We start from the raw sequence: 7,832 nt of genomic DNA on the forward strand, positions 1-7,832 counted from the left end.
GAAAAGAGGTAGAGGTAATAGAATGGGAGAATCGGATAAAACATGGATGTAAGGGAGGCAGGTATCGGATGAAAGTTTTTAAGCATGCATTGGAAGTGGATAAAAGGCAGATGTTGGTGGATATCACTGCGCAGATTCGGGAAGATATCCGAGAAAGCGGAGTACAGGATGGAATTGTCGTGGTATATTGTCCTCACACCACGGCCGGTATTACGATCAATGAAAACGCGGACCCGGACGTGTGCCGGGATATGATCTATGGATATGAGAAAGTGTTTCCCACCCAGGACCGGGAGTACCGGCACTTCGAGGGGAATTCACATGCCCATATGAAATCAGCGGCTGTGGGAGCGTCCCAGACCTTGATCCTGGAGGACGGCAGGCTGATTCTGGGCACCTGGCAGGATATCTATTTCTGCGAGTTCGACGGCCCGAGACACAGAAGCTTCTATGTGAAGATTCTGGAGGGCTGACCGCATTCCTTTTTTTCCGTATCTTACGAAATTGTAAGTCTGTATATAGGAAATGTAAGTTAAAATTATGGTGGCTTCATCGGTTCCAGGCTATGATAGAGTTATGAAACGAATCAAGTGGGAACGGAGGGAAAACGATGAAGACATTAGTGAAATGGATCCGTAAGGCAGGCTATCTGATCCTTTATTCCATACCCGTGCTGCTGGTATGCATCATGGGAGGCCTGCTTTTCCTCACGACAATTCTTTTCAGTTTTGGAAAAAGGATAGCCATGAGATTAGAAGCATGTAACGGTGAGTGCTGTTAGGAGTTTCAAATTATAAAGCGAAAGACTATGAGGCGTCGAAAGATGTTCTCATAGTTTTTTTGTGACTATTTACTTTGAAAACGCGAAAAAAGAAGAATGATTTATGCAAATATTCCCAAAAAACATGCCACGTGTCCTTTTTGTGGAAAACTTAATACTGTTATAATCAAAGCAAATAGAGGAGTATGAAAGGCCGGCAGGGACAAAATAAGAACCCGATGTTATAATAACGTAACATATGAGAATCGCAATAAGAAAGGGCGTTGGTTCTATGGAGTCTTTGGATATCAGAAACAGAAAGTTAATGGAGAAATACCCGGTGATCAAAGAGTGGATACGGAATCTGCCGGATGAGCAGTTGAATCTGTGCAGACCGGTAGAGTATGAGAGGGGAGATATCATCTTCCGCCGGGGCTGGGAGATCCGCTCTGTCTACCTGGTGTTACGCGGAAGTGTGATTATCTCCAGCAGCAATATGAACGGAAATGAGATGTGCGTGGTGTTCGTCCAGGCGGGATCTACAGTCGGTGAGATGGAAGCTATGCTGAATATACATAACCTGATCTACAGCGCAAAGGCGTTTACCTCATGCGCTTTGCTGGAAGTACCGCTTCACACGTTCCGGAGCTGGATCCGCAGTGACCGCAATATCAGTGAAAAATTAGCGATGGTGCTGGCGGAAAAGCTGTACCGGGCCAGCGCGTCTACCGTGCAGTATCAATACATGTCCGCGAACCGCCGGCTGAAAATGCTGCTGGCACAGCACGGACAGGGCAGGATCAGTGATACCAGGGAAGAACTGGCGGAGGCCTGCGGAGTCAGTGTGCGCACCATCAACCGGGCGATCACCGCTCTGAAAGGGGAGGGACTGATCGCGGTGGATCGGGGCAAGATCGTGGTTCAACAGGAACAGCTGGAACAGCTGACTGCCAATATATTAGAAGAAGTGTGAAATTCTACCGGTTACGCGCGGCCGTTAGATTTCAGACGGCGGACAGGAACTTCGTATCTGCCGGATAAATATTTTACAGGAGGTATAACATGAAAAAAGTAATAATGGACTGCGATCCCGGCCATGATGACGCGATCGCCCTGCTGCTGGCTTCCAGAGCGGACGACATCCAGCTTCTGGGCGTTACCACAGTGGCCGGTAACAGCGAACTGGAAAATACAACCCGCAATGCCAGGAAGATTCTGGACTACGCCGGCGTGACCGATGTGGATGTCTATGCGGGATGCGAACGGCCGATGATGAGGGATCTCTACCGGCTGACCGGAGCGATCATCCATGGTGAGGACGGACTTGGAGGCCCTAAGATTCCGGACCCGGTCACTCCCATAAAAGAAGAGCATGCGGTGGACTTTATCATCCGGACCCTGCGGGAAAGCGACGAGAAAATCATACTGATTCCCACAGGCCCTCTGACCAATATCGCCATGGCCCTGATCAAAGCGCCGGATATCAAAGAGAAAATCGAACGGATCATTATCATGGGCGGGGCGGTGAACGATCCGGGAAATATCACGTCGGCCGCGGAGTTTAACATCTATGTGGACCCCGAAGCAGCCAAAATCGTCTTTGCCAGCGGCTGCTGCATCTATCTGAACACCCTGGATATTTCTATGAAGGCAGTATTTTATGAAGAGGACATCGAAAGACTGCGTGCCCAGGGAGATAAGATCAGTGATATTGTCGCACAGCTTCTGGACTTTTTCGGTTCCACACATATTCAGCACTTCGGATTCAAGGCCTGTCCGATTCACGACGCACTCTGCGTCGGTGTGCTGATCGACGAAAAGCTAATTGAGTACCAGCAGACGTATCTGGATATCTCTGTGAATGATCCGCTGACCCTGGGGGAAACGGTGGCGGACCTGTGGGGGATTACAGGACATGAACCCAACTGCTATCTCTCTGTTAAGGTTGACCGGGAATTATTTGTACAGATGATTCAGGAACATATGCAGAAAACTTATCAATCAAAGCAGTGATTCAGGCGAACAGCCGGAAGGAGGAAAAGGTATGAGAAGGTTATTTTCAATGTTATTGGTGGTTGTCATGATCTGTGGTATGCTGGCAGGATGCCAGAGCAAGAGCGAGCCCGCCCCTCAGGAGACGAACAGCGCGGCGGCGGATGATACGAAAAAAGAGGATGCAAAAGAGACAGCGAAGCCCGAGGAATCGAAAGCACCCGAGGCGGATAAGGATCTGCCCAAGGTAGCCTGCCTGCTGAATGGAAATCTGGGAGACAAATCTTTCTTTGATTCTGCCAACGCGGGTATGAAACTGATCAAGGATGAACTGGGATGTGAGACGAATGTGATCGAGATGGGCTTCGATAACACAGTTTGGGAGACGACACTTTATGAAGTTTCCGATCAGGATTATGACATTATCATTGTGGGAACTTACCAGATGCAGGAAGTTCTGGAAAAAGTCGCGCTGGAGTACCCGGATAAGAAGTACATTATCTTTGATTCCACGGTTTCCTATGACAAGGGGGATTACAGCAATGTATACTCGATCTCCTTTAAACAAAATGAAGCGTCCTATCTGGCCGGCGCCCTTGCCGCTATGATCGCGGCTGATGACAGCCTGCCGCTCTCCAACGGAGAAAAGATGATCAGTGTGGTGGCAGCCATGGATATCCCGGTGCTGAACGACTTCATCGTTGGTTATATACAGGGAGCGGAGGATACCGTACCCGGAACCAAAGTGGCAGTTTCCTATATCGGAGATTTCAACGATACGGCAAAAGCGAAAGACCTGGCCAAAGCACAGTTTAATCTGGGGTCCAGCGTAGCTTTCAACGTAGCCGCACAGGCAGGCCTTGGAATGATCGAGGCGGCCGCCCAGAATGACCGCTATGCCATTGGTGTGGATGCCGATCAGGCAATGGCATTAAAAGAAACCCAGCCGGACCAGTCCAAAGTGATCGTCACATCGGTGCTTAAGAATATCGATCAGGTACTGCTGCTGTCCGTGAAGCGCCATATGGAAGGAACCCTGCCTTACGGCAAGGAAGAGGCCCTTGGAATGGAAGAAAATGCGGTGGGTCTGGCCGTCAATGAAGTTTATGATGGGATCGCTACCGCGGATATGAAATCCAAAGTAGAAGAGCTCCAGGCTAAAATCCAGGCCGGAGAGATCAAAGTGCCGTCCGCGTTTGAGATGACAGAGGATGAAATCAGCCAGATGAAATCCAGCGTAGCGCCGTAACAGGACAGAGATAACAAATCAGCTTAATTTAATTGCGATATCTGGCAGTTATAACAGAATAAGGGTGATTAACAATGACCGATCAAGAACAAATAAAACCGATCCTGGAAATGCGGCAGATTTCCAAAGTATACGGAAATGGAGTGTACGCCAATCAACAGGTCAGCTTATCCGTCAACAAGGGGGAAATCCATGCGCTGGTGGGTGAAAACGGAGCCGGGAAGAGCACGCTGATGAAGATTCTGTTCGGCATGGAGAAGCCGGATCAGGGCGAGATCGTGCTGGAGGGCAGGACGGTGACGTTCCGCTCCCCGCAGGATGCCATTGCCCGGGGTATCGGCATGGTTCACCAGCACTTTAAACTGGTGGATTCCCTTACCGTCACGGAAAATGTGACGATGGGGTATGAGCCGGTCAAGCGGGGCTTTATTGACCGAAAAACGGCGAAAGATAAAGTGAGTGAGATCGCGGAGCTGTTTGAGCTCCAGGACGATCTGGACACCGCCACCGGAAAACTGCCGGTCGGGATCAAGCAGAAAGTGGAAATCATCAAGGCTCTGTACCGGGGAGCGCAGATCCTGATCCTGGATGAGCCCACGGCTGTGCTGACGCCCCAGGAGACCGAGGAGCTGTTTGACCAGCTGATGAAACTGAAATCCCGGGGTTACACGGTAATCTTTATTTCCCACAAACTGCGGGAGGTGAAGCAGATCTGTGACCGCATCAGCATTATGCGCCAGGGCAAAATGATAGACACTGTGGACACGGATGGAATCACCGAACAGGAGATCTCCTCCCGGATGGTAGGGTCGAATTATTCGAAAAATCTGACCAAGAAAGCAGCAGAACCCAAGGAGGTTCTGCTGCAGGTAAAGAATCTGACCGCTGTGGGAATGAACAAAAAAGAAGTGGTAAATGATGTAAGCTTCAGCGTCCGGGCCGGTGAGATCACCGGGATCGCCGGTGTGGAGGGCAACGGGCAGAATGAACTGATCCAGATGATTACCGGACTGAGAAAGATAGACCGCGGAAATGTCTGTATCATGGGCCGGGATACGGCGAAGCTGTCCATTCAGGAACTGCGGGAACTGGGCATGTCCTATATCCCCAGCGACCGCATGGAAGACGGGCTGGCCGTGTCGATGTCTATCGGGGAGAATCTGATCTCCACGAAATTAAAGGACCAGCGGCTATACCGGCACCACCTGCTCAGCAAAACGAAAATCCGGGATATGGCCGATGCGCTGATCCGGGATTACCAGATCAAATGCGATTCCCAGGAAACGCCGGTATCCATGCTGTCCGGAGGGAATATGCAGAAGGTGGTGGTGGCCCGTGAATTTACCCAGCAGGCGAGGCTGATCATTGCGGAACAGCCCACCCGGGGGATCGATGTGGGCGCCGCCAAATTCATCCATGAAGAGCTGATCCGGCTGCGGGACGAAAACTGCGCGGTACTTCTGGTGACCGCGGATCTGGAGGAACTCTATCAGCTGTCGGATCATATCCTGGTGATGTATGACGGGCGTTTTTCCGCCTATTTTCCGGAACCGGACCAGGTCTCGGAGACAGAACTGGGCAATTACATGTTAGGAGTCAAATTACAGTCGGAGACTGAGATCAGGAGGGGTTGCCATGAAGAAGAAAAATCTGCTGTTTAGTTCGGCAACTACCGCTCTGGCTATCATAATATCCCTGGTTATCGCACTGGTGATTATCCTGTGTGTCAGTGAACAGCCGGGGCAGGCGGTCAGCGCATTGCTGCTGGGGCCTTTGCGGTCTACCAGGCTGATCGGTTCCATATTTACCACAGCGATACCGATCTGTTTCACCGGGCTGGCAGTCTGCCTGATGTTCCAGGCATCCATGTTCAATATGTGCGCGGAGGGCTCGTTCTTTTTGGGCGCGCTGGCTGCGGCTGCGTTTGCCACAAAGGTACCGCTGCCCGGAATCCTGGGACTGCTGGGGCCGATGCTCGCAGGAGCGGCAGTGGGTGCTCTGCTGTGTCTGGTGCCGGCCTGGCTGAAGGCGAAATTAAACGCCAGTGAGATGGTAGCCTCCCTGATGCTTAACTATATCGCACTGTATCTGGGACTGTATGTGCTGAATACTTACTTAAGGGACCAGTCCTTCGGCGCTCTGGCCTCCGAGAAGCTTCCGGATCAGTCAAAACTGGATAAGATCATACCGGGTACCTCCATACATAGCGGAATCTTTCTGGCGGTTCTATTTATCGTCATCTGTTACCTGCTGGTCTACAAGACCTCGCTGGGGCATAAGATCCGTACCTATGGGCAGAATCCCCGGTTTACGAAATATGCGGGGATAAAGGTAGGATCTGTGATCGTGCTCTCCCAGGTTCTCGGAGGGGCGATCGCGGGCATCGGAGGTTCCGTGGAAGTCATGGGCATGTATGAGCGGTTCCAGTGGACTTCCCTGCCCGGCTACGGATGGGATGGGGTAATCCTGGCGATCCTGGCCAGGAACAAACCGCAGTATGTGCCGTTAGCCGCCATCTTTTTGTCTTATCTGCGGGTGGGCGCATCCACGATGGCATCCAATACGGATGTTCCCAAAGAGCTGATCACCGTAATCCAGGCGATCATGATTATGCTGATCACTGCCACTGCGCTGTTAAAGGGCATGAAGCAGAAAATGGTGATAAAGGAGGCGTTGTCAAGTGGGACAGATTCTTGAGATTATATTCACGGCGGATTTTCTGCACTCGATTATCCGGCTGTCAACACCGATCTTATTCGCCACCATGGCGGCGCTGATCTCAGAGCGGGCCGGCGTCATCAATATCGGTATCGAAGGTACCATGCTGTTTGCTTCCCTGATGGGAGTTGTCGGCAGCGCTTTCACGGGAAATGTCTGGCTGGGGGTATTATGCGCGATGGTATCCGGAATCGCATTCTCGGGCCTTCTGTCCTTTTTCCATTTAAAACTGGAGACAGACATCGTACTGACCGGAATTGCCCTGAACCTGATGTCCAGCGGCCTGACCATCTTCATCCTATACATACTGACCGGGGACAAGGGTGTGTCTACAAAGCTGGCCAGCAAAGCAGTTCCCAATATTGACATACCGTTTATTAAGGATATCCCGGTGCTGGGCAGTATTCTGTCCGGCCACAGCGTACTGACCTATCTTGCATTTTTCCTGGTCATCGCGTTAGCGGTATTCCTCAAAAAGACAAAACTGGGAACCTACATACGGGCAGTGGGTGAGAACAGCGATTCCGTGGAAACCGCCGGCATCTCCGTGAATAGGGTGAGGCTGAAAGCCCTGCTGATCTCCGGCGCTATCTCCGGGCTTGGCGGCGCGTTTATGTCGATGGCTTATGTGAATATGTTTACGAAAGATATGGTGGCGGGGAGAGGGTTCATCGCGCTGGCGGCGGAAGCCATGGGACGCGGTGTGCCGGGACTGTCTATGCTCAGTGCGCTGTTCTTTGGGATGGCGGACGCTCTCAGCAATAATTTGCAGCTGTTTAATATGCCTAGTGAGCTGACCAGGCTGATGCCTTATGCGTTTACGATTGTGGCGCTGGGGGTCTATGCGGCTAGGGAGCAGAGGAAATCTAAGGCTTGATTGGGGGGGTGCTTAGGGCCGGGCTGAGAGGTAAGGGGTGCGCCTTCGGGAGCCGGGCGGCAAATCTCGCGGGGCCAAATCACTTCGGCCGGACCTAAGAACGGCTAACTCCGAAGGCGGGAGAACCTCTTATTGGCAGGGCCCGGAACAAACTCGCCACAGGACGGCTCGGACAGTGTTCCGGGCCCTGCGAGGTTCTCCCGACTTCTGCGTAAGCCGTTCTAAGGCCCGGCCTC

General features: G+C 51.7%; 8 protein-coding genes. All 8 read left to right on the forward strand.

Annotation, left to right across the window (positions count from 1 at the left end; genetic code table 11):
• The first annotated feature begins 68 nt into the window (after nucleotides 1–68).
• The 8 genes from ABC831_RS22440 (at nucleotide 69) to ABC831_RS22475 (ending at nucleotide 7,596) form a co-directional block, all read left to right on the forward strand.
• On the forward strand, nucleotides 69–473 hold the full coding sequence (locus ABC831_RS22440; RefSeq protein ID WP_343250304.1) for a secondary thiamine-phosphate synthase enzyme YjbQ: 405 nt from the start codon (nucleotides 69–71) through the stop codon (nucleotides 471–473).
• 137 nt (nucleotides 474–610) lie between these two features.
• A complete protein-coding gene (locus ABC831_RS22445) occupies nucleotides 611–781 on the forward strand; it encodes a hypothetical protein (RefSeq protein WP_343250305.1) in 171 nt (56 codons plus the stop codon).
• Nucleotides 782–1,019: 238 nt separating this feature from the next.
• The gene (locus ABC831_RS22450; RefSeq protein ID WP_343250306.1) at nucleotides 1,020–1,733 is read left to right on the forward strand and encodes a Crp/Fnr family transcriptional regulator; all 714 of its coding nucleotides are present in this window, start codon (nucleotides 1,020–1,022) and stop codon (nucleotides 1,731–1,733) included.
• A gap of 89 nt (nucleotides 1,734–1,822) precedes the next feature.
• Nucleotides 1,823–2,773 carry a nucleoside hydrolase gene (locus ABC831_RS22455; RefSeq protein WP_343250307.1) on the forward strand — a complete coding sequence of 317 codons (951 nt, stop codon included), beginning with the start codon at nucleotides 1,823–1,825 and terminating at the stop codon, nucleotides 2,771–2,773.
• 31 nt (nucleotides 2,774–2,804) lie between these two features.
• Nucleotides 2,805–4,001: a BMP family ABC transporter substrate-binding protein gene (locus ABC831_RS22460; RefSeq protein WP_343250308.1), complete on the forward strand. Its 1,197-nt coding sequence runs from the start codon at nucleotides 2,805–2,807 to the stop codon at nucleotides 3,999–4,001.
• A gap of 74 nt (nucleotides 4,002–4,075) precedes the next feature.
• Complete coding sequence (locus tag ABC831_RS22465) at nucleotides 4,076–5,662, forward strand: ABC transporter ATP-binding protein (RefSeq protein WP_343250309.1); 1,587 nt, start codon at nucleotides 4,076–4,078, stop codon at nucleotides 5,660–5,662.
• Nucleotides 5,637–6,698 carry an ABC transporter permease gene (locus ABC831_RS22470; RefSeq protein WP_343250310.1) on the forward strand — a complete coding sequence of 354 codons (1,062 nt, stop codon included), beginning with the start codon at nucleotides 5,637–5,639 and terminating at the stop codon, nucleotides 6,696–6,698. Before ABC831_RS22465 ends, ABC831_RS22470 begins: the two co-directional genes overlap by 26 nt.
• Nucleotides 6,682–7,596 carry an ABC transporter permease gene (locus tag ABC831_RS22475; RefSeq protein ID WP_343250311.1) on the forward strand — a complete coding sequence of 305 codons (915 nt, stop codon included), beginning with the start codon at nucleotides 6,682–6,684 and terminating at the stop codon, nucleotides 7,594–7,596. The genes ABC831_RS22470 and ABC831_RS22475 overlap by 17 nt, the downstream gene beginning before the upstream one ends.
• Nucleotides 7,597–7,832: the final 236 nt, after the last annotated feature.

This window comes from Diplocloster hominis (genome assembly GCF_032380655.1).
Classification (GTDB): Bacteria; Bacillota; Clostridia; order Lachnospirales; family Lachnospiraceae; genus Diplocloster; species Diplocloster hominis.